This window comes from Solwaraspora sp. WMMA2056, from assembly GCF_030345095.1.
Classification (GTDB): Bacteria; Actinomycetota; Actinomycetes; order Mycobacteriales; family Micromonosporaceae; genus Micromonospora_E.
Map to the genome: position 1 here is coordinate 4,217,277 of NZ_CP128360.1, position 19,986 is coordinate 4,237,262.

At 71.7% G+C, this 19,986-nt stretch carries 16 protein-coding genes and 3 pseudogenes; 14 read left to right on the top strand and 5 right to left on the bottom strand.

Annotated elements, in window-relative coordinates; translation table 11 throughout:
• Positions 1-51 precede the first annotated feature (51 nt).
• Positions 52-1,245 (top strand): glycosyltransferase family 4 protein, encoded by a 1,194-nt coding sequence (locus tag O7608_RS19105; protein WP_289205890.1) that lies wholly within the window; start codon positions 52-54, stop codon positions 1,243-1,245.
• Positions 1,246-1,371: 126 nt separating this feature from the next.
• Positions 1,372-1,911, top strand: coding sequence for an acyltransferase (locus O7608_RS19110; protein WP_289205891.1), 540 nt, complete (start codon positions 1,372-1,374; stop codon positions 1,909-1,911).
• A 32-nt stretch (positions 1,912-1,943) separates the two neighbouring features.
• Here O7608_RS19110 and O7608_RS19115 read toward each other — a convergent pair whose 3' ends face one another.
• Positions 1,944-3,968: a hypothetical protein gene (locus O7608_RS19115; protein ID WP_289205892.1), complete on the bottom strand. Its 2,025-nt coding sequence runs from the start codon at positions 3,966-3,968 to the stop codon at positions 1,944-1,946.
• Positions 3,969-4,271: 303 nt separating this feature from the next.
• Between O7608_RS19115 and O7608_RS19120 the strand changes: the two genes are divergently transcribed.
• From O7608_RS19120 to O7608_RS19135, 4 genes are read left to right on the top strand one after another with little or no spacing between them, the layout of a single operon-like run.
• Positions 4,272-5,228, top strand: coding sequence for an NAD-dependent epimerase/dehydratase family protein (locus O7608_RS19120; protein WP_289205893.1), 957 nt, complete (start codon positions 4,272-4,274; stop codon positions 5,226-5,228).
• Positions 5,225-6,694, top strand: a complete 1,470-nt coding sequence (locus O7608_RS19125; RefSeq protein ID WP_289205894.1) for a lipopolysaccharide biosynthesis protein — start codon at positions 5,225-5,227, stop codon at positions 6,692-6,694. Before O7608_RS19120 ends, O7608_RS19125 begins: the two co-directional genes overlap by 4 nt.
• Complete coding sequence (locus O7608_RS19130) at positions 6,675-7,916, top strand: glycosyltransferase (RefSeq protein ID WP_289205895.1); 1,242 nt, start codon at positions 6,675-6,677, stop codon at positions 7,914-7,916. The genes O7608_RS19125 and O7608_RS19130 overlap by 20 nt, the downstream gene beginning before the upstream one ends.
• A 5-nt stretch (positions 7,917-7,921) precedes the next feature.
• A complete protein-coding gene (locus O7608_RS19135; protein ID WP_289205896.1) occupies positions 7,922-9,190 on the top strand; it encodes a glycosyltransferase in 1,269 nt (422 codons plus the stop codon).
• Positions 9,191-9,341: 151 nt separating this feature from the next.
• Here O7608_RS19135 and O7608_RS19140 read toward each other — a convergent pair whose 3' ends face one another.
• From O7608_RS19140 to O7608_RS19150, 3 genes are read right to left on the bottom strand one after another with little or no spacing between them, the layout of a single operon-like run.
• A complete protein-coding gene (locus tag O7608_RS19140; RefSeq protein WP_289205897.1) occupies positions 9,342-10,838 on the bottom strand; it encodes an O-antigen ligase family protein in 1,497 nt (498 codons plus the stop codon).
• A gap of 58 nt (positions 10,839-10,896) precedes the next feature.
• A complete protein-coding gene (locus O7608_RS19145; RefSeq protein WP_289205898.1) occupies positions 10,897-11,889 on the bottom strand; it encodes a dTDP-4-dehydrorhamnose reductase family protein in 993 nt (330 codons plus the stop codon).
• Positions 11,886-12,929, bottom strand: a complete 1,044-nt coding sequence (locus tag O7608_RS19150; protein WP_289205899.1) for a polysaccharide biosynthesis protein — start codon at positions 12,927-12,929, stop codon at positions 11,886-11,888. The genes O7608_RS19145 and O7608_RS19150 overlap by 4 nt, the downstream gene beginning before the upstream one ends.
• 251 nt (positions 12,930-13,180) lie before the next feature.
• On the opposite strand from O7608_RS19150, the gene O7608_RS19155 reads away from it, so the two are divergent.
• The 4 genes and pseudogenes from O7608_RS19155 to O7608_RS19170 form a co-directional block, all read left to right on the top strand.
• Positions 13,181-14,458 (top strand): glycosyltransferase family 4 protein, encoded by a 1,278-nt coding sequence (locus O7608_RS19155; RefSeq protein WP_289205900.1) that lies wholly within the window; start codon positions 13,181-13,183, stop codon positions 14,456-14,458.
• The gene (locus tag O7608_RS19160) at positions 14,433-15,017 is read left to right on the top strand and encodes a sugar O-acetyltransferase (protein WP_289205901.1); all 585 of its coding nucleotides are present in this window, start codon (positions 14,433-14,435) and stop codon (positions 15,015-15,017) included. The genes O7608_RS19155 and O7608_RS19160 overlap by 26 nt, the downstream gene beginning before the upstream one ends.
• 109 nt (positions 15,018-15,126) lie before the next feature.
• Positions 15,127-15,822 (top strand): annotated as a pseudogene (locus tag O7608_RS19165) (helix-turn-helix transcriptional regulator); the annotation flags it as partial.
• Positions 15,823-15,902: 80 nt separating this feature from the next.
• Positions 15,903-16,085: pseudogene (locus tag O7608_RS19170) on the top strand (YwiC-like family protein); the annotation flags it as partial.
• A gap of 26 nt (positions 16,086-16,111) precedes the next feature.
• Here the strand turns inward: O7608_RS19170 and tnpA are convergent.
• Positions 16,112-16,582 (bottom strand): IS200/IS605 family transposase, encoded by a 471-nt coding sequence (tnpA, locus tag O7608_RS19175; protein WP_289205902.1) that lies wholly within the window; start codon positions 16,580-16,582, stop codon positions 16,112-16,114.
• A 19-nt stretch (positions 16,583-16,601) separates the two neighbouring features.
• Here tnpA and O7608_RS19180 point away from each other — a divergent pair, with 19 nt between their 5' ends.
• The 4 genes and pseudogenes from O7608_RS19180 to O7608_RS19195 all read left to right on the top strand — a co-directional run.
• Positions 16,602-17,033 (top strand): helix-turn-helix domain-containing protein, encoded by a 432-nt coding sequence (locus tag O7608_RS19180; RefSeq protein ID WP_289205903.1) that lies wholly within the window; start codon positions 16,602-16,604, stop codon positions 17,031-17,033.
• Positions 17,034-17,069: 36 nt separating this feature from the next.
• On the top strand, positions 17,070-18,407 hold the full coding sequence (locus tag O7608_RS19185; protein ID WP_289205612.1) for an IS701 family transposase: 1,338 nt from the start codon (positions 17,070-17,072) through the stop codon (positions 18,405-18,407).
• 46 nt (positions 18,408-18,453) lie between these two features.
• The gene (locus O7608_RS19190; RefSeq protein ID WP_502959221.1) at positions 18,454-19,350 is read left to right on the top strand and encodes an RNA-guided endonuclease InsQ/TnpB family protein; all 897 of its coding nucleotides are present in this window, start codon (positions 18,454-18,456) and stop codon (positions 19,348-19,350) included.
• Positions 19,347-19,924, top strand: a pseudogene (locus O7608_RS19195) (YwiC-like family protein); the annotation flags it as partial. The gene O7608_RS19190 and the pseudogene O7608_RS19195, both read left to right, overlap by 4 nt.
• Positions 19,925-19,986: the final 62 nt, after the last annotated feature.

Genomic DNA, 19,986 nt, shown 5'->3' on the forward strand with positions numbered 1-19,986 from the left:
GGCACAGTCGTGGACAGCCGAACCGACCGACGAGCCGAAGGTGAGTCGACCGTGCACGACGTGACGACCGCCCGCGCCGCCGACGGCACCGCCCCCGTCACCACCTTGCGGATTCTCGCCACGGCCGGGGTGTTCGAACCCGGCTACCGGGGCGGCGGGCCCATCCGTTCACTGCGGTTCATCCTGGACACCCTCCCGGCCGACATCGACGTCACACTGGTCACCCGGGACCGGGACCTGGGGGCCGCCGCGCCGTACCCGGGTCTGTCTGGTCGCCTGGTCCGCCGCGACGCCCGGTCGTCGGTGTTCTACCTGGACCCGACGAACCCGCGCCAGTGGATCAGGCTGCTGCGTCACCTGCGGTCCCACCCGGTCGACCTGCTCTACGTCAACAGTCTCTGGTCGATGTTCTCGGTGCTCGCGATCGCGGCGGCGGCACTGCGGTTGCTGCGCGTACCGGCGATTCTGCTCGCTCCCCGCGGCGAGCTCGCCCCGGCGGCGCTGGCGATCAGGCGGCGTAAGAAGCGGCTGTTCCTGGCGGCATGGGCGCCGGTGCTGCGCCGCCTCGACGTACGGTGGCAGGCGTGCAGCTGGCGGGAACAGCGGCAGATCCTGGCGGCGCTGCCGTGGGCGCGGGTGATGGTCAACGGCAACGAGTGCCCTGTCCCGGACCGCGACCCGCCACCGGTGACCCCGCACGACGGCCCGCTGCGGCTGGTCTTCATCGGTCGCATCTCTCCCATGAAGAACCTCGTCACGGCGTTGGCGGCCGTCGCCCGCGTGAGCCGACCGGTCCACTTCGACATCCACGGACCACGGGAGGACGAGGCGTACTGGGCGCGGTGCCGCGAGCTGATCGCCGCGATGCCGACCCACGTCAAGGTCCGCTACCTGGGCGAGCTCGCCGCAGACGAGGTCCTGACGACCTTCAGCGGCTACGACGCCTTCCTGTTCCCCACGCTCGGCGAGAACTACGGCCACGTGATCCTGGAGAGTCTCGCCGCCGGCTGCCCGGTCGTCTGTTCCGGCGAGACCCCGTTCAGCGACCTGATCGCCAGCGCCGGTGGGGCGGTGGTCGACCCGGCGACCGCATCCGCCGTCGCGGCCGTGCTGGACTCGTTGGCGGACCGGTCGGCCAGTGAGCGGGCGGCGGCCAAGGAGGCGGCGGGCCGGCGGTACCGACTCTGGCGCCGGCAGACCCGGGAACTGCACGTTCTCGATCACGCCCGCCGGTTCTGCCGCTGACCTGCCCTGCGGTGGCGGCCGTGACCGGCGGCGGGAGCGGATCGTTGTCTGTCGTGACCGGACCGGCTCGGGCCCGGCCACCCGACCGCCGGCCGCAGCCACACCCGCCGGGAGTAAGGACAGCACGTGCCCAGTCGCATCCGTCCGCTCATCCAGCGGGTCCGGGACCACCTCGCGGCGTCCCGGAACCCAGAGGCGTTCGTCAGGTCGCTCGGGGTCAATCTCACCGGCCGGGTCCGGTTCTACGGCGTCAACCGTGCGATGTTCGGCTCGGAACCCTGGCTGATCACCATCGGCGACAACGTGTACGTCACCTCCGAGGTGCAGTTCGTCACCCACGACGGCGGCACGTTGATCCTGCGTAAGGATTATCCCGACCTCGACTGGACGGCGCCGATCACCATCGGCGACGACGTCTACATCGGGATGCGGGCGATGATCCTGGCCGGCGTCACCATCGGAAACCGGTGCGTCATCGGCGCGGGCGCGGTCGTCACCCGGGACGTCCCGGACAACACGGTGGCGGCCGGGGTGCCGGCCCGGCCGATCCGCACCACCGACGAGTACCTCGAACGGCTGCGCGCCAAGTCGCTGGGCATCGGGCATCTGCCGGTGCCGGCCAAGCACGAGGCGATGAAGCGGATCTACCGGGTCGGCACCGGCTGAGCCAGGGCGGTGGTGCTGCTGCGTCCGGACGGCTAGGCCCGGCGGTAGGCGAGCCGGGGCGGCGGGTGCTGGTGCACGCCGGCGAGGGTCACCGGCCCGAGCGGGCCGCTCACCCCGACCATGTCGTAGCCGTACCGGTCACCGGACATGGCCGCCGCGACCGTCCCCAGGGCCAGCGTCGTCGCGCTGCCGGCGTCACTGGTCCGCAGCGCGGGCGGCGTGACCCCGCTGGCCTGCCACACCACGGCGTACCAGTGCCAGCCGGCCGGTAGCGTCACCGGGGTGGCCCGCACCGACTCCCTGACCCCGACGGGGGCGACGGCGACGGTGCCGAAATCGGCGATCGGGCTGCGCAGCGCGGGTCGCCCGGTCACCGGGTCGTGGGCGTACACCCCGTGCCGCAGCACCCCGCTGCCGGCGGCGGTCACCTCGACGCAGACCCGGTCGACCGGGGTCGCCTCGGCCAGGTGGACCGGGTAGAGCAGCAGCCGTTGAAAGGCCCCGGCCCAGCCGGTGCTGCGCGTCGCACCGGCCAGCGGCAGGAAGTAGCTGCCGACGGTGTCCGTCGACCCGGGCAGCGGCTCGCGGCCCGGCTGCCCGACCGCCTGCCACATCCCGTACCCGGGGGAGACCGGCACGCTGTAGGTGACCCCGTCGGCGGCGACCCGGTCGGCCACGGCGAGGTTCGTCGGCCCGGCGGGCACCAGCAGCCGGTGGTACAGCTGCGGCACCGCCATCCGGGCCTGGGTGACGGTGCCGACCCGCTCGATCATGACGAAGTCCCGACCGCCGGCGGAGACGACGATCTCGGTGGCCGCCGAGTACGGGGCCAGGTAACGGCGGTACGCCGTACCGGTCACCGACTCGCCCGCCGCCATGGTCCGCCCCCAGACCAGCTGCGGGTAGTTCTTCTTCAGGCTGGAGCTGATGAACCAGCCCTTCACGGTGGTGTGGCGCGACCGGACGCCGGGGTGGCCGTCGTCGATCGGCAGCAGGCCGACGGCGATGCCCCACTGCTGGATGTTGCCGCTGCTCAGTGCCCACTGGGTCATGCTGGCCGCTGGCGTCGCCGGCTCCCGCAGGGTCGCCGGGGTGAAGTCGGTGAGCGCGGTGAGGGTGTCGATCGCGGCCCAGGCCGACCAGCTCAGGCCGCCGGTGTAGCCGACGTTCGGCATGAACTGCCGGCGGTTGCCGCCGGCCGGTGCGGTCAACGGCGCGCACTGGGTCACCCCCGCGTTGAGCGTGAACCGGCTCAGCGCGGTCACCGTCTGGCTGACCAGCAGGCCACCGGTCACCCATCGGTAGACGTTGTGGACGCGGCACAGCGACGGAATCCGGTTCATGATGGTGGCGATCGGGGTGCCGACGTTCGCCTGCGCGGTGTCGATCATTCCCCGGTAGCTGGGGATGACGTACGACTCGCGGATCTGCAGTTCCTGACCGGTGGAGCGGCCGTCGCGCACCGGCCGACCGTCGAGTTCGACGGCGACGGTGTGCGAGTGGGTGGCCGGCCGGATCTGGACGTCGGGGGTGACGGCGGTGACCGGGACCGTGGTCCGGTTGGTGGCACCGGCGACGTGGGTCAGTGGCGCCGCCGGCCGGACCCGGATGCCCTGGGCGATGCCGTCGACCACCGTGTACGGGTTGCCGAACAGCAGGCTGCCGGGGCTGGTGACGGCGAGCAGGGTGAAGATCCGTACGCCGTCGGTCCACCGCGACCCCACGTCGGCGGTGGTCTTGCCGTGGTTGGTCACGGCGATCTGGGTGCCGACGTTGTATCCGTGGTTGCCGCCGACGTACGACCAGCCGGTGTTGATCGGGCAGTTGTCGTCGGAGGTGTCGTGGATCCGGGTGCCGACGGCGGACATGACCGGCCACACCTGGGCGTCGGTCGCGGTCGACGCGACGATGCTGACCTGGGGGAGTCCGGAGTGCCACATGCCGACCATGGCCTCGGCGTACGCCAGGTTCGCCGGCATCACCAGGTCCCTGGTGGCGTCGAACCTCGACCGGATGGACATCAGGGCGTTGGACCGGTAGACGATCAGTTCCGGCATGGTGACACCTCCACGCGAACGGTGCGACGCTGCTGTCAGCGTGCGCCTGTGCGCAGGTCACGGCGGTTCTCGGTCGCCTGGGTGACAGTGGGACGAACCGTTCGGCCGCGCCCGGAGCCGGATGATCGGCCGCCGGCACGCCGCATGACCGGCGCGCGCCGGGACCGCACGATCGGCCGACCGGTCCGGCCGGTCGGGCGACCGGCGGGACGGCGTACTGGACAATTAACACTATTGCCCCGTAACGGATGGCGGCCGCCGCTCGATGAACAGGTGATCGGGCCACACACCGAGGGGTTGACCATGCGCATACTGATCACCGGCGGCGCCGGTTTCATCGGCAGCCACCTGGCCCGCGCCGCCCTGGGCGAACCCGCCGTCAAGGAGGTCACCGTCCTGGACGACCTGTCGGTCGGACTGCGCGGCAACCTCGACGGCCTCGACGTCGAATTCGTCGAGGGGTCGATCCTGGACCCGGCGGCACTGGCCACCGCGATGGTCGGCCGCGAGGCGGTGGTCCACCTGGCCGCGCTGCCCAGCGTGCCCCGGTCGCTACGCGACCCGGTCGCCTCCCACCATGCGAACGCCACCGGCACGCTGATGGTGCTCGAAGCGGCCCGACGCCACGACGTCGAGCACGTGCTGGTCGCCTCCTCCTCGTCGGTGTACGGGCTGAACCCGGCCCTGCCGAAACCGGAGCTGACCTGGACCCGACCGATGAGCCCCTACGCCGCGAGCAAGCTCGCCACCGAGGCGTACGCCCTGGCCCACCAGGCGTCGTTCGGGCTGCCCACGCTGGCCCTGCGGTTCTTCAACGTGTTCGGCCCCGGGCAGCGCCACGACCACGCCTACGCCGCCGTCATTCCCCGGTTCGTGCACGCTGCGCTGCGTGGCGAACCGGCCGTGGTCCACGGCGACGGCACCCAGTCGCGCGACTTCACCTACGTCGGCACCGTCTGCGACGTCATCCTCGACGCGCTGCGCCGCCGGGTGCACCACCCGCACCCGGTCAACCTCGCCTTCGGTGCCCGGGCGAACCTGCTGCAGCTGCTCGACGAGATCGGCACACTGCTCGGTCGCGAGGTGGCCCGTGAACACCAGGCACCGCGTACCGGTGACGTGCCGCACTCGCTGGCCGACAACACCACCCTGCGGCGACTGTTCCCCGACCTGGTGCCGGTGGCCCGGCTCGACGGGCTGCGCGCCACCATCGACTGGATGGCCCGACGGCGCGACGCCGGCACCGCCACCACCCGGTGACGACGACAGCGCCCGGCCGCACCACCGCCGGGCCGGTCGCCGCCCCCGACCGCCCGTCGGGGCCCGCCGGGCCCGGTCGGGACCGCGCGGTCACCGTCGGCATCGTCACGGCGATGGCGGCCCGCGCGGTCGGGATGGCCGCGCCGCTGGTGATCACCCCGGTCTGCTTCCGCTACCTCGGCGATCAGCGGTACGGACTGTGGATGGCCGTGACCGCGCTGACCGGGATGGCCTGGTTCGCCGATCTCGGCCTGGGCAACGGCCTGCTCACCCGGCTCAGCCACCTCGGTGCCGACGTACGACAGCAGGCCCGGGAGATCTCCAGCGCATTCGCCACCGTCGGCGCGGTGGCCCTGGCCCTGCTCGGTGGCCTGGCCGTGGTCGTCGGACTCGTGCCGTGGGACCGGCTGTTCGGGGTCACCGACCCGGCTGTCGCCGCCGAGGCCGCGGCCGTCGTCGGGCTCTGCTTCGCGGCGTTCGCGATCAACATCCCGTTCGCCCTCGTCCAGCGGGTCCAGTACGCCGCCGGCCAGGTCGCCCAGAGCAGCGCCTGGCAGTCGGCCGGCTCCCTGACCAGCATGGTGGCGGTGCTCGTCGCCGTCGCTGCCGGGTGGCCGCCGGTGGTGGTCATCGCCTACGCGGTGTTCGCCGTCCCTACGGTCAACCTGCTCAACACGATGGTCTACTTCGGCGTCCAGCGGCCGGTGACACGACCCTCGCCGCGGCTGGTGCACCGGACGACCGCCGCCGGACTGCTCCGACTGGGCCTGCGGTTCTTCGTTCTCACCACGATCTCGTCGATCGCGCTCAACGTGGACAGCCCGCTGGTCGCCAACGTCCTGGGGTTGACGGTGGCGGCACACTACGCCGTCGTCGCCAAGCTGTTCGGCGTCCTGTCGGTGTTCGTCGGACTCGTCGGGATGACGGTCTGGCCGGTCAACGGCGCGGCGCTGAGCAACGGCGAGGTGGCCTGGGTCCGCCGGCACACCCGCCGGATGATGCTGCTCTACGGCACGGTCGTGGGCGGGGCCGGACTGGCGCTGGTCGGCTGGGGCCACCGGGTGGTCGACCTGTGGGTCGGCGGTGTCGACCGCGCCATCGTTCCGGTGACCGTGCTCGCCGCGCTGGCCTGCTGGTCGTTCGTGGTGGCGGTGACCTCTCCGCTGATGCTCGTGCAGAACAGCGTCGGCCTGCTCCGGCCGCAGTTCGTCGGTTGGGCGGCGTTCCTGCTGCTGGCCACCGGGCTGAAGGTGTGGGGCGTGCACCGCTTCGGGCTGGTCGCCGTGCCGGTGGCCGCCTGCGTGGCCTACCTGGTGACGCTCTGCCCGGCCGCCGTGGTCGGCTACCGGCGCGCTCTGACCGCAGCCGGCACCGTCGCCGCTGCCGACACCGGTGGCGTCCCTGGCCCCGTCGGTTCCCGTACCGCCGTCGACGAGGAGGAACCCGATGTCCGGGTCCGTGGCTGACCGCACGATCATCGGTTCCGGTGTCGGGGGCAGCGGCCCCGACGGTGCCCGCCGGGTGCTGCGGGTGGTCGGTGAACTGAACTTCGGCGGCACCGAGACGCGCACCGCCGAACTGCTGCCCCATCTGGCCGCCGGTGGCATCGAGGTGCACCTGGTGACGCTGGCCGACCAGGTCGGCCCCGGTCCACTGTCCGGGGCGATCACCCGCTACGGCGGTTCGGTCACCGCCGTACCACTCGACGCCCGGTTCCCGGCCCGGTTCCACCGCCTGCTGCGCCGGCTACGGCCGGACGCCGTGCACGTCGACTGCGCCAACTTCTCCGGGGTCCCGCTCGCCCTGGCCGGGCTCGCCGGGGTGCCGGTGCGCGTCGGGCACTTCCGGGGCGACGACGACCAGCGTCGCGGCCTGCCCCGCCGGGTGTCCCGGTGGATCTGCGGCCGGCTCCTGCACGGTTGCGCCACCGACATTCTCGGCGTCTCACCCGGATCGCTCGGGGTTGGCTACCGCAGCGACTGGCACACCGACCCCCGCTGTCAGGTGGTGCTCAACGGACTCGACGTCGAGCGGCTACGCCGGCCGAGTCCGCTGGACCTGCGGGCGGCGATCGGTGCCCGCCCCGGGGACCTGGTCTGTGTGAGCGTGGGTCGGGCCTCGGCCGAGAAACGGCGATGGCTGCTCCCGCCGATCCTCGCGGCGCTGCGGACCCGGGGGGTGTCCGCGCACGCCGTGCTGGTCGGCCCCGGCGACGCCGCCGACGACGCCCGGGTCGCGGCGGCGGCGTCCGCCGCCGGCGTCGCCGAGCGGGTGCACCTGCTGGGTGCCCGCGACGACGTCGGTGGTCTGCTGCGCCAGGCCGACGTGGTGATCCATCCGTCCTGCCTGGAGGGGCTGCCCGGCGGGGTGTTGGAACCGGTCGCGCTCGGGATCGGCACGGTGGCGGCGGATCTGCCCGGCGTTCGGTTCATCAGCGGGCACCTGCCCGGCGTCTCCGTCGTCGACATCGACGCGCCGCCGTCGCAGTGGGCGGCGGCGGCACAGGCCGCTGCGGCGTACACGGCGGCGACCGACACCGCGACGGCCGTCGCACGCTTCGCCGACAGCGTCTTCGCCATCGACACGGCGGCCGCCACCCACCTGGCGATCTACCGGCGGCGGCCGGCCCGCCGGCACCCTGCGTCCCCCGGCGGCCGGCTGCGGCCGCCGGCCGATTCGAAATGGTGAGACAGATGCACGACCAGACCATCGCGCCCGGCCGAGAGGCGCCGGCGTCAGTGCCCGAGGCCGACGCCGACGCCGTCGTACCGGGCCGGCCGCGTCCACTGCTGATCGGTGCGTACGCCTTCCCGCACGGCGACGCCACCTCGAACCGCCTGTTGCAGTTGGCCCGCTGCGCGGCCCCGGCCGGGGTGCGTACCCTGGTGGTCAACGACTGGCCCTGTGAGCTGCCCTTTCCGGCCGCGTGCGGTGAGGTGGCCGGTATCGATCTGGTCACCCTGCGGGTGCGGGGACGGACCCGTCTCAGCCGGATGTCGGCCCGACTGGCCCGCCCGGTGCGGGTGCTGCGGGTCCTGCGGGCCCGCCAGGTGCGGCGCGGCGACGTCTCGGTGGTGCTGCTGCCGATGGCGATGCTGACCCTGGGCAACTGGGCGGTGCTGCGGCTGGCGTTGGGCGCCCCGGTGGTGGTCGACGCCAGCGAACGTCACGACCGCCGTCAGTTCCGTCGCGGTTGGCGGGACCCGTACTTCGTCCGCCACCGCTGGTCGACGTTCCTGGCGACGCGGCTCGTCCGCCGCGCCACCGTGGTCTCCACCACTCTCGGCGGCTACCTGCGGCGGCACGGCCTGCAGGTGCTGGTGGTGCCGCCGCAGGTCGACTGCGCGGAGTTCACGCCACCACGGCCGCCGTCGCTGGCCGCCGGGCTGCGTCTGCTGTACGCCGGCACGCCTGGCCGCAAGGACATGCTCCACGTGATTCTCTGTGGGATCAGCCGGCTCACCCCGGCGCAGCAGCGTCGGGTGCACCTGACCATCGCCGGGATCACCCGCTCCGACGCCGCCCGGCTGTCCGACCTGGATCCGGCGGTGCTGGACGGACTCTGCGCCGAGGTGACCTTCCTCGGCCGGGTACCCCGGCAGTCGGTGCTGGACCTGCTGGCCGGGTCGCACTTTTCGATGCTCGTTCGCCCGACTGGCGGATACGCGGCCAACGGGTTCCCGTCGAAGGTGCCGGAGAGCCTCGCCGCCGGTTGCCCGGTGCTGCTCAACTACACCAGCGACCTGGCCGACTACATCCACGACGGGGTCGAGGGGCTGGTGCTGGCGGGCAACGGCCCGGACGACGTACGCCGGGGGGTCGAGCGGGCCCTGGGACTGGACGACACGGACTGGGCGACGATGAGTCGTGCCGCCCGGTCCAGGGCCCGTCGCTCCTTCGACCACCGCGCCTGGCGGGACCGGGTCGCTCCCTTCGTGACCGGCGGCGACGCGCGGCCCTGAGCCGCTGAGCCGGCGGCCCTGAGCCGCTGAGCCGGCGGCCCTGAGCCGCTGAGCCGGCGGCCCTGAGCCGCTGAGCCGGCGGCCCTGAGCCGCTGAGCCGGCGGCCCAGGGCGCGTCGGCCACAGTGGCGCGTCGGCCACCGGGGCGGCGGTCAGCGCAGGGCGGGCAGGTGCCGTCGGGACCCTCCGGCGGGAGCGTCCCCGCCGGTGCGGGCCGGGCGCGGCCGGTGATCGACCGGCCCGGTGCCGACCCGGACGTGCGTCGGCCGCCGTCGCGGTGTCGGCGCCCCGGTGTCGTCGTCGGTCCGCCGGTCGGTCGGCAGGTGCAGTAGCACCGCCGCGACGGCGAGCCAGAACACGTACGGATAGGTCTGCCCGGTGCCGAACATGGCCGATTCGGTGATCTGGATCAGTAGTCCGGTGACGATGAGCCAGATCAGGCCCGAGTTGATCCGGGTGACCGGGGCCCGTACGGCGGCGCGGAACACGGCCAGCAGCAGCATCAGCAGCGGTACGACCGCGACCAGACCCAGCTCCAGCAGCAGCTGCAGGTAACTGTTGTGCACGACGCCGATGTCCAGTCCGAGGAACCTCTCGTAGCTGGTCAGCTGGGCCAGGTGGTCGCGGGAGGCGTACCCGAACCCCAGCGCCGGCCGATTCTGCCACCACAGGTCGACGGTCGCCTGCCACATGGCGATCCGGCCGTTGGACAGATCCTCCTGGGCGGTGAACCGCGCGACGATCTGCTGCATCCACGGCGTGGCGGCCACGGCGGGCAGCAGGTTGAACAGGTAGGCGGTGAGCAGCCCGGCGGCCGCGGCGGTGACCAGTCGCGTCACCGGGCCGATACCGTGGCGCAGCACCACCCAGAGGGCCCCGACGGCGACGGCGACCAGCGCGGTGCGGGACTGGGACAGCACGAGCGCGCCCGCGGCCGGCACCATGCCGAGCAGGTCGACCGGCCGGCGGGTCTGCCGGTGGACCGCCCAGCCGAGCGGGATCGTCAACGCGCAGACCATGCCGAGCATGTTGGGGTTGTTGTACAGCCCCTGGAACCGTTGGCTGCCGGACAGCGCGGCCGCCAACGTGCCGTCGGTGAGCCCGTAGCCGAGACTGACCACGGCGGACAGGCTCAGCACCAGGTAGATGACGCGCAGGTCGGCCAGAATGACCGTGCGGTCGGGCCAGCGGCGACGGATCAGCAGGTGCACGAGCGCGGCCAGCAGCAGCAGCGCGACGCCGCGTTGGAAGGTCTCCAGCGCGACGATCGACCAGGTCGCGCTCACCGTGGCGAGCCCGGCGACCAGCCACAGGGCGCCGGCGAACGTCGCGGTCCACGGGGTGAACCGGGCCGACGGCGGGCGTCGTACGCACAGCAGCCAGACGACCAGCATGCCGACTGCGACGTACCGTGGGTAGAAGCTGGCGTCGACGAGCGCCTGTACGTCCGACGAGGCGGCGACCAGCAGGCCTATCGTCAGGGCCAGCATCGCCCGCCAGCCGTCCATCCGGCAGGCGCAGCCGACCAGCAGCAGCAGTGCCGCCACGGCACACGCGATCAACAGGTCGTGCATGGCGAGAATGATCGTGACCACCACGAGGCACGCCGCGCCGACGAGACTCGCCAGTTGGCTCACACGGTCCACCACTTGTCGTCCTTCGGCTTGCGGCCGGCCGGCTCGTCGCCAGCGGTCTGTCGGTGCGTGGTCAGGCCGGGATCTGCTGCCTGTCCGTCGGCAGCGGTGCGCCGGACCAGCGGGCACGGGCGGCGTGCAGCGTCCGGATCATGTCCGGCCAGTCCGGCGGGCGGTATCCGGTCGCCTCGGCCAGCGCGTCGGCCCGCATCGACCGGTCGCAGACGAACTCGGTCTCCGCCACCAGGTCGCCCTGCCATTCGTAGACGTCGGCGACCAGTCGCAGCAGGTCGTACTTGGTGATCGGCGTGGCGGCCACGTGGTAGAGCCCGGTCAGGTCCGGGCGGGGCAGCACGACGGTACGCAGCAGCCGGGCGAGCTCGACCGTCGTCACTCCGCTGTAGACCGCCCGGGTGTAGCCACGCACCTGACCGGACTGGCCGAGAAACCAGTCCACCAGCGACCGTCGGGTGGTCAGTTCGTGACCGACGATCGAGGTACGCAGCGTGAGCGCGCTGCCGGTGGTCACTTCGCCGAGCAGCTTCGACCGGCCGTACAGGTCCGGCGGGTCCGGCAGGTCGTGCTCGACGTAGGCGCCCCGGCTGCCGGAGAAGACGCAGTCGGTGCTGACCTGGATCAGCCGGCCGCCGTGTCGGGCAGCGGCGTCGGCGAGCAGGTGCGGCAGCAGCGCGTTGAGGGTCACGGTGGGGACCGCGTCCTGCACGTCCGGCCGTTGTTTGATCACGCCGACGCAGTTGACCACGACGTCCGGCCGGAGCTCGTCGATGACGGCGCGGACCTGGTCGAACCGGGTGGCGTCGACGCCGCTGGTGATCCGGTGCAGCAGTTCGGTCGGGTAGTGGTGCTCCCGACCGTCGAGGCTCCTGACGACCCCGTGCACCTCCAGCTCGGGTGCGTCGGCGAGTTCACGCAGCAGCGTGTGGCCGAGCATCCCGGTGGCGCCGACGATCAGTACCCGACGGACGGCCGGTGCGGTGGCGGTCGCCACGGTACGTCGCCGGGGGACCAGGTCGGGTCGGGTCCGGTCGCCGCCCGCCCCGCTCACGCGGGCACCGCTGTCAGGGCGAGGGCGTCGACCTGCGCCCGGACCTCCGGCAGGGTCAACAGCAGGGACTCGATCTCCGGTACGGTCAACCGCCGGGCGTTGTGTGAGTTGTAGTCGGCCAGGCCGCCGCTGTCGAGGTCGCCCTCGTCGACGTACAGGGCGTAGTTGAGGTCGCGGCTGTCGACCGGCACCCGCAGGAAGTCGCCCAGGTCCTCGGCGTGGGACAGCTCCTCGCGACTGGCGAGTGTCTCGTAGAGCTTCTCGCCGTGCCGGATGCCGAGGACGTGGAACTTCGCCGGCACGCCGAACAGGTTGCAGAGCGCCTCGGCCAGGTCGCCGATCGTGCAGGCGTCCGCCTTGCGGATGAAGACGTCGCCCGACTGGCCGTGCCGGAACGCGTGTTCGACCAGCTCCACCGACTGCGGCAGGGACATCAGGAACCGGGTCATCGTCGGCTCGGTCACCGTCGGCAGCCCGCCCCGGCGGATCTGGTCGATGAACAGTGGGATGACCGAACCACGGGAGTACATGACGTTGCCGTAGCGCACGCAGCAGACCCGGGTCCGGGCGGCCGGGCTGTTGCGGCTGTGTGCCTGGGCGACCTTTTCCATGATCGCTTTGGTCATGCCCATCGCGTTGACCGGGTAGACGGCCTTGTCCGTGCTCAGCAGCACCAACGCCTCGACGCCGACCCGCTCGCAGGCCTCGACGACGTGGGCGCTGCCCAGGACGTTGGTGCGCACCGCCTCGAGGGGGAAGAACTCGCAGGAGGGCACCTGTTTGAGCGCGGCGGCGTGGAAGACGAACTCGGTGCCCCGGGCGGCCTTGAGTACGCTGTCGTAGTCCCGTACGTCGCCGACGTAGTAGCGGATCCGCTCGTCGCCGAGCCGATGGCGCATTGCGTCCTGCTTGGACTCGTCCCGGCTGAGCACCCGGATCTCGGCGGCGCCCGCGTCGAGCAGCCGGGAGACCATAATCTGCCCGAACGATCCGGTGCCTCCGGTGATCAGGAAGCGTCTGTCCGATAGTGAGGGAAGCACCACTGCCCCTTAGTCCTGTCACTCCCGTCGGACCAGCCGCAGGGAACCTGGGATCACGTCGAACGCGACCATATCGCCTAAAAGGTGGCGTAGCGGGTTTTTCGTCAAAAGCGAATCCTGGTCATGTCCTCTGCTGCATCAGAGCAGCTTTGACCTCAGTTAAACCTATATGCCGGTCTTAATGACATAAGCGGTGATATGCGTACTACATGCAGAACACCGTGGGACTCCGGACAGGCCTTCGGTCGAGCGTGCCGGCTGCCGGGGCCGCCCAGCTGCGCATCGGCCTGCTCACTCAGTGGTTCGACCCCGAACCGGGCCCGGCCGCCCTGCCCGGCATGCTCGCCCGCGCCCTGGCCCGTCGCGGCCACGACGTCCGGGTACTCACCGGATTCCCCAACTATCCGACCGGTCAGCTGGCACCCGGCTTCCGGATGGCCCGCCGGCACGACGAGGACGACGGCGAAGTCCACATCCGCCGGGTCGCGCTCTACCCCAGCCACGACCACCACGCGGTACGCCGGCTCGCGAACTACGGGTCGTTCGCCGCCTCCGCGCTGTTGTCCGGCACCGACGCGCTGCGCGGCCTCGACGTCCTCTGGGTGGGCAACTCGCCGATCACCGTGGCGCTGCCGATGTGGTTCATCCGCTACGTCCACCGGGTGCCGGTCCTGCTCCACGTCCTGGACATGTGGCCGGACAGCGCCGTGGCCAGCGGTTTCATCGGCACCGGTCCGGGTTTGCGGCTGGTCGAGCGGGGGATGGCCCGCTGGTGCGCCGCGATGTACCGCAGCGCCGCCCGGATCGGGTACGTCTCACCCAGCGCCGGCGACCTGCTCGCCCGCAGGGGGGTGCCGGCGGACAAGCTCGTGCACCTGCCGATGTGGGCGGACGAGACCGGCCGGGCCCGACCCGGGGACCTGCGCGCCGAACTCGGGCTCCGCACCGACCAGCTGGTCTGCGTGTACGCGGGGGCGCTCGGCGAGGCGCAGGGCCTCGACTCGCTGATCGAGGCCTGCGCCCGGGTCGACGATCCCCGCTTCGTGTGCCTGATCGCCGGCTGCGGCACCACCGAGCGCCGGCTGCGCGAACTCGCCGCCACCACCGGCGCCCGCAACGTCCGCTTCCTCGGCCAGCTGCCCCGGCACCGGATGCCCGCGCTGATGGCGACCGGGGACGTGCACTACGTGAGCCTGCGGCCGGGGGGCATGTCGGCGTACACCATGCCGAGCAAGGTGCCGGCCATCCTCGCCGCCGGGCGGGCGATCCTGGTCGCGGTCGATGGTGACGCCGCAAGAGTGGCCCACGACAGCGGCGCGGGGATCACCGCGCGACCCGGTGATCCGGACTCGATCGCCGCTGCCCTGCGCGAGGCCTGCGACCTCGGCCGGGACAAGCTCGACCTGCTCGGCCAGGCCGCCCGCGGCTACTACGACCGGGTCTTCTCGCTGGCCGCCGGGGCTGAGCGGATCGAGCGGGCACTCGGTGAGGCGGTGACGGCCCATGGCGGCCGGGTACTTCGCCGGTGACCCGCGCACCAGCCGGGAGCGGATGCTCGCCGGCGACCTGTACGTCGCCGACGATCCGCACAGCGCCCGGATCGCGGCCCGGGCGGTCGCGCTGACACATGCCTACCACCGGGCGAGCGTCGACGGTCCGCCGGCGGCTGCCCGCGCCATCCTGGCCCGGTTGCTCGGCAGCCTCGGCGAGGACGTGGTCGTGCGGCCGCCACTGTACGTCGACTACGGCGAGCACCTGCACATCGGTGCCCGCACCTTCGTCAACTACCACCTGACGGCGCTGGACGTGGCACCGATCCACATCGGTGCCGACTGCCAACTCGGACCGAACGTGCAACTGCTCACCGCGACACACCCGCTCGAGCCGCAGCCGCGCCGAGACAAGTTGGAATCGGCCCGGCCGATCACCATCGCCGACAACGTCTGGCTCGCCGGGGGCGTGATCGTCTGCCCGGGCGTGACCATCGGCGAGAACAGCGTCGTCGGTGCCGGCGCGGTCGTCACCCGGGACATCCCGCCGGACGTCCTGGCTGTCGGCAACCCCGCGCGGGTGCTGCGGCAGATCTGAGGCGGCATCCTGCCATCGGGAAACGGGCCGTGACCGGGCCGAAGGTCCCGGATCCCGGGTCCGGGACGCCCCGGTTTTCACGGCGTTCGCCGTTGTAACGTCGGTCAGTGTGAGCGACCACCACGGGCCCGGTCCGGCCGGCGAGATCGTCGACACCACCCGACACCGGGCGTTGGGCACCGCGAGCCGGGCGTCGATGCTGGAGCTGGTCCGCGCCGCCGCCGGCGGTGTCACCATCGCCGAGGTCGGCGCCCGAACCGGCCTGCACCCCTCCACCGTGCGCGACCATCTCGACCGACTCGTCGCCGCCGGCCTGCTGGTCAAGGCACGGGCCACGGGCGGTCAGCCCGGTCGGCCCGCCTGGCGTTACCGGACAACGGCTGCACCGGCACCGGCACCGGCACCGTACCGGGAGCTTGCCGCCGCGCTGCTGGACCAGTTGGGCCGCCGCCGCACGGACGCCCGCGCTGCGGCCGCCCGCGCCGGCCACGACTGGGGACGCCGTCTCGCCGCGGCGGCTCCGCCCGGCGGCAGCCCGCTCGACACGCTGCTCGCGGTCCTGCACCGGCTGGGGTTCGCCCCCGTCGCACGATCCACCGGTGCCGACCGCACCGAGATCCACCTGACGGTCTGCCCGTTCCTCGAACTTGTCCACCGCAACCCGGACGCCATCTGTTGGCTGCACCTCGGCGTCGTACGCGGTGCTCTGGAGCAGGCCGGTGCGGCACCCGGCAACGCGGTCCTGGAACCGTTCGGCGCGCCCACCGCCTGCGTGGTCCGGCTCTGTCCGGCAGCGTCGGCCACCGTCGAACCGGCCGCCACGGCCACCGAGCCGACCGCGCCCACGATGGCCACCACGGGCGCGGTCGACCGGAGGAGACGACCATGACCGCCGCCGTCGCCGCCAGCACGGGCCCAGCTCCCGCGTACCGCCGGATGCTGCGGCAGTACCTGCCGCCACAGCACGGTGCCTGGGCGATGCTGCTCCTGCCGTACCTCGTCGGGGTCGCCCTGGTCGGACCGCACTGGCCGCACCTGCCGTTGCTCGGCGCCTGGCTGGACGGCTACCGGAGTGCGGGCGAGTGTTCCGGCCTTCAGGTCGGGGGTGAAGGCCTGTACTGGGCGGGCCGCCGGGCCCGAGCAGTGTCTTGACCGGGACGGTTCTGCTGGTCGATGTACTGCTTGATGACGCTCGACGGTGCGCCGCCGACAGAGCCGGCGAAGTACGAGCCGGACCAGAGTTTGTTGGCCCGGTAGTAGTGGGGCGCCAGGTCGGGGAACTCCTGCCGGAGGCGGCGCGAGGAGACCCCTTTGAGGCTGTTGACCAGCCTGGCCACGGCGACCTTGGGCGGGAAGTTGACCAGCAGGTGGACGTGGTTGTGGCCGCCGTTGAACTCGACCAGTTCGGCCTCGAAGTCGGCGCACACGTCTCGCATGATCGCCTCCATCCGGGTCAGGTGCCGGTCGGCGAACACGTTGTGCCGGAACTTCGTCACGAAAACCAAGTGGACATGCATCGCGAAAGTGCAGTGCCTGCCGGTGCGGATGCCTTGCGATTCGACCATAGACCAACATGATACGGTGATGGCCGTGCAGCTCCGTTACAACTACCGGATCACCCCGGACACCGCCCAGCGCACCGCGCTGGCGCAGGCGTTCGGGTGTGCCCGGGTGGTTTTCAACGACGGACTCAGGCTGCGTCAGCAGGCCCGCGAGGCGGGCGAGAAGTACATCTCCGACGGCGACCTGTCGAAGTTGGTCATCACAGCGGCCAAGGCCACCGAAAGCCGCAGCTGGCTGGGTGAGGTGTCGGCCGTGGTGTTGCAGCAGGCCCTCGCCGATCTGAACACCGCGTACCGCAACTTCTTCAACTCGCTGTCCGGCGAACGCCGGGGCCGCACGGTGGCCCCGCCCCGGTACCGGTCCCGTAATAGGGCAGCCGTACTTCGTGACCTGACCGGTGCGGTGGGGTGTGGACGGACAGGGTGTGCGGCGACGGAGACGGCCACCGCATGATCGTCCGGTGTTGTGTGGACAACGAAGGATCACGAGGTGGCCGCAGCGGCCATGGTAGAGGCCGGTCGGGTCGAGGAGAACCTCGCCACGCTGATGGGAGACCTCGGCGCGTGTTTCGCCCGGGTCGAACCACTACGGCAGGCCGGCAAGTACGTCCGTGGCCTGATCGCCGACCTGCCACGCAAGAACTGCTGGACCCTCGCCGAACACGCCGGGGACACCACCCCCGACCGGATGCAACGACTCCTCGAACGCGCGGTCTGGGACACCGACAAGGCGATGGGCGTGGTCCGTGACTTCGCCGTGGCACGCCTGGCCGACCCGGACGGCGACAACACGCTGATCTTCGACGAGAGCGGCGTGGAGAAGACCGGCACCGGCACGTGCGGCGTGACCCGCCAGTACGTGGGCTGCGCGGGAAAGGTCACCAACGCCGTCAACCTGGTCAACGCCACCTACGCCACCCGCGCCGGCCACGCCCTGGTCGGCTCCCGCCTGTGGATCCCCGCCGCCCACCTCGACGACGACGCCCGCCGCGCCGCCACCGGCGTCCCCGCCGACACCGAGTTCGCGACCAAACCCCGACTCGCCACCGACCTGCTCACCGAGACACTCGACGCCGGCGTACCCGTGCGGTGGTGCACCGCCGACGCCGTCTACGGCCGGGACCGGCGACTACGCGACACCTGCGAGACCCGGGGAATCGGCTACAGCCTCGGCGTGCCGTGCTCGTTCCGGATCACCCTGCCCGGCTGGAAGACGAAGATCCGCGCCGACACCGCTGCCACCACCCTGACCACCGACACCGCCTGGCAGACCATGTCCTGCGGGGCGGGTTCCAAAGGCGACCGCTGGTACGCGTGGGCGTGGATCGCCACCGCCAGCCCCCGCCACTACCTGCTCGTACGCCGGAGCCTGGCTGACCCCGACGACCTGGCCTACTTCTACTGCTGGATACCGGAGCGCCTTCCGGCGACCCTGACCGCGTTGGTGAGGGTGACCGGCCGGCGGTGGACGATCGAGGAGGACCACGGCTTCGGCAAGGACCACTTCGGGTTCGACCAGTTCCAGAACCGCCTCCACACCCCGATCATGCGGCACATAGTGCTGGTCATGGCCGCGCTCGCCGTCTGCGCGGTCACCGCCGCCGACGCCGCGGCCGGGACCACGCCACCACCCCGACCCACCCACCCCAGCGAACCACCACCGGCCGACCTCGGACTCGCCCGGCTGACCGTGGTCGAGATCAAACGGCTGTACAACCTCGCGACCAGAGCCTGGCACAGCCTCGAACACCATCTCCGCTGGTCCTGGTGGCGCCGCCGCCATCAAGCCCGCGCCCGCTGGTACCACTACCGATCCAGACTCACATGATCAAGTCACGAAGTACGGCTGCCCTAGTAAGGACAACCGGCAGGCGATCCGGTTCACGCAGAACTCCCGGTTCAAGGTCTGTGACAACGGCCGCCTGCGGCTGCCGAAGATCGGCGACGTCGCGGTGCGCTGGTCGCGCGGCCTGCCGTCGGATCCCACCTCGGTCACCGTGGTCAAGGACACGGCAGGCCGGTACTTCGCCTCGTTCGTCGTGACCATCGGCGAGGACGAGACGCTGCCGCCGGTCGACTCCGAGATCGGCATCGATCTGGGCCTGACCCACTTCGCGGTCATGTCCGACGGCACGAAGGTGACCGCACCGAAGTTCCTGCGCCGCGCGGCCCGCAAGCTCAAGCGGTTGCAGCAGGCACTCTCACGCAAGCAGCGGGGCAGCAACCGCCGCAGGAAAGCCGTGATCGAGGTGGCCCGCGCTCACGCGCGGGTAGCCGACGCCCGGCGGGACTGGCAGCACAAGCTGTCCACAGCGATCATCCGCGACAACCAAGCGGTGTACGTCGAGGACCTGTGCGTTGTTGGTCTCGGCCGGACTCGGCTGGCGAAGTCCGTGCACGATGCGGGCTGGGCCGCCTTCACCGGCATGCTGGAGTACAAGGCGCAGCGGTACGGGCGCGTGTTCGCCCGGGTGGACCGGTGGCTCCCGTCCACCCGGATGTGCTGCGACTGCGGCCGGATCAACGAGAAGATCGCGTTGCACGTCCGGGAGTGGGACTGCCCGTGTGGCAGTCACCACGACCGGGACATCAACGCCGCCATCAACATCAAGGCCGCCGGACAGGCGGACTTCAACGACCGTCGAGCGCACGTAAGACCGGGACTTGTCCCGGCGGCGCGCAGTGAAGCGGTAACCCACCCGGACGCTGCGTGTTCCACGCGCAGCGTGGAGGGAATCTCCGTCCTCCAGGGCGGAGAGGATGTCAACTGACCTCCTACTACGTCCTGCAGGCCGTCAAGAGCGCCGGCCACGTCGGTTCGCCGCCCAGATCCGGCTGTACGCCCTGATCACCGTGCCACTGGCGGCGACGGTGCTGGTCGCCCGGCCGGCGGTGCTCTGGTACGCCCCGGTCTACGCCGCCCTGCTGCTGGTCAACGGCGCCTATGCCGGCCGTCGCGCCGAACGCGCCCTGGCCAACGATCTCGCCTCGGTGCTGCAGAGCTGCCTGCTGGTCCTCGTGGTGGCCACCGTCGCCGCCGTACCACCGGTCCGGGTCCTGCCCGCCTTCGTGGCCCTGCTGCTGTACCTGACCGGGACGGTCCTGTTCGTCAAGACCATGATCCGCAACCGGGACGACGCCCGGTACCGACACCTGTCGGTCGGCTACCATCTCGCCGCGCTCGCCGCGGCCGGGTGGATCGACGCGCGGCTCATCCCGGTTTTCCTGGTCCTGCTGATCCGCGCCTGGCTGCTGCCGTCCTGGCGGCTGCGGCCCGCGCAGGTCGGCGTCGTCGAGATCGTCTGCTCGGTGCTGATTCTCGTCGTCGTACCGGTCGTGTCGTGACCGGAGCGTCGCGACCACATCGATCACCCGGAAGGTGTCCCATGTCGCCGTCCTGCCTGACC

What these genes read in the sequence shown, in the direction of transcription:
- O7608_RS19115 (WP_289205892.1), bottom strand. Translation starts at nt 3,968, where the DNA reads ATGCCGGAACTGATCGTCTACCGGTCCAACGCCCTGATGTCCATCCGG.
- O7608_RS19120 (WP_289205893.1), top strand. Translation starts at nt 4,272, where the DNA reads ATGCGCATACTGATCACCGGCGGCGCCGGTTTCATCGGCAGCCACCTG.
- O7608_RS19130 (WP_289205895.1), top strand. Translation starts at nt 6,675, where the DNA reads ATGTCCGGGTCCGTGGCTGACCGCACGATCATCGGTTCCGGTGTCGGG.
- O7608_RS19135 (WP_289205896.1), top strand. Translation starts at nt 7,922, where the DNA reads ATGCACGACCAGACCATCGCGCCCGGCCGAGAGGCGCCGGCGTCAGTG.
- O7608_RS19160 (WP_289205901.1), top strand. Translation starts at nt 14,433, where the DNA reads ATGGCGGCCGGGTACTTCGCCGGTGACCCGCGCACCAGCCGGGAGCGG.
- tnpA (WP_289205902.1), bottom strand. Translation starts at nt 16,582, where the DNA reads ATGGTCGAATCGCAAGGCATCCGCACCGGCAGGCACTGCACTTTCGCG.
- O7608_RS19180 (WP_289205903.1), top strand. Translation starts at nt 16,602, where the DNA reads ATGGCCGTGCAGCTCCGTTACAACTACCGGATCACCCCGGACACCGCC.